The organism is Sphingobium cupriresistens, from assembly GCF_004152865.1.
In the GTDB taxonomy this organism is placed as follows: Bacteria; Pseudomonadota; Alphaproteobacteria; order Sphingomonadales; family Sphingomonadaceae; genus Sphingobium; species Sphingobium cupriresistens.
Map to the genome: position 1 here is coordinate 1 of NZ_SEOO01000115.1, position 1443 is coordinate 1443.

1 protein-coding gene is annotated in these 1443 nt (G+C 61.3%); it reads left to right on the plus strand.

Features of this window, described 5'->3' with window-relative positions:
* Positions 1–200 precede the first annotated feature (200 nt).
* On the plus strand, positions 201–1443 hold a 1243-nt coding region (gene istA / locus EWH12_RS21840; RefSeq protein ID WP_165363707.1), incomplete at its 3' end, for an IS21 family transposase.

Genomic DNA, 1443 nt, shown 5'->3' on the forward strand with positions numbered 1-1443 from the left:
TGCGCGGCGACAAACAGGATGAGAACGCAGCGACAATCAAGATGAGAATCGGCTGCTGGTGTGGCGACGAAGGGCGGAGGGCGTAGCCCGAAGCCCGTAGGCGCCACACCAGCAGCCGATGGCCCTTTCTAAAAGGGCTGCTGACGGTCGGGACCGACCCGATATTCATGGGCATTTCCACGTCGAGGGAGGTGCCGTGAGTGTCAGGTCGCCACGTCAACGATCATCAGATGAGGTTGTTTATGAAGCTTCGACAGACCCATTCTATCGCGACTGCTGCCGTAAAGGCAGGCTTCAGCGTCGCGACCGGGTATCGCCTTGCCCACGAACCGATGCTGCCAATGCAGCGAGATGCGCCACGGGGCCGCCGCCGCGCCGATCCGATTGCCGATATTTTCGAGAATGAGATTGTACCGTTGCTCAAGGCATCGCCGGGATTGCGGGCAGTGGCGATTTACGAAGAGATGCGCCGTCGCCATCCTAACCTCGATCCAGGCGTCAGGCGCACGATGGAACGGCGCATTCGATCCTGGCGGGCAGTGCATGGTCCCGAGCAGGAAGTGATCTTCCGCCAGGCCCATGAACCGGGCCGCATGGGTCTGTCGGACTTCACCGACATGGGTGATTTTGCCGTAGCGATCGCCGGCGAACCGCTCGATCATCGGCTTTACCATTTCCGGCTGATCTGGTCGGGCTTCGAACATGCCCACGTCATCCTGGGCGGGGAGAGCTATGTCGCGCTGGCCGAAGGCCTTCAAAACGCGCTCTGGGCGTTGGGCGGTGCGCCGGGCGAGCACCGCAGCGACAGCCTGTCAGCGGCGTTCCGCAATCTCGATGCCGAAGCGCGAGCAGACCTGACCACGCGCTATGATGCTCTGTGCGAACATTATGGCATGATCCCAACCCGCAATAATCGCGGCATCGCCCACGAGAATGGCGGGATCGAGAGCGCGCACGGTCACCTCAAAGCATCAATCCGCGATGCGCTGCTGCTGCGAGGATCATGCAACTTTGACGATCTGGACGCTTATCGCTGCTTCATTGAGGAGATCGTCGCCCGCAAGAACCGGCGCAACGCAGTTCGCATCGATGCCGAGCGCGCAGCCCTCAAGCCACTGCCAGACCGGCGTACGAGGGATTATGAGGAGACTATCGTCACCATCACCTCGGCCAGCGGCTTCACCTTGCGTCGGGTCTTCTACACCGTACCTTCGCGGCTGATCGGACACCGGGTGCGCGTGAGGCTCTATGATGATCGGATCGACCTGTTCCTTGGCGGCACCTTCCTCCTCACCTTGCCCCGCATCCGCGTCGCTTCCGGCGTTTGCGGTCGGAGGATCGACTATCGTCACGTCATCCATAGTCTGCGGCGCAAACCCATGGCGCTGATGCGATTGTCCTATCGGGACCAGCTCTTCCCGCGGGATGCCTACAGGCTGATGT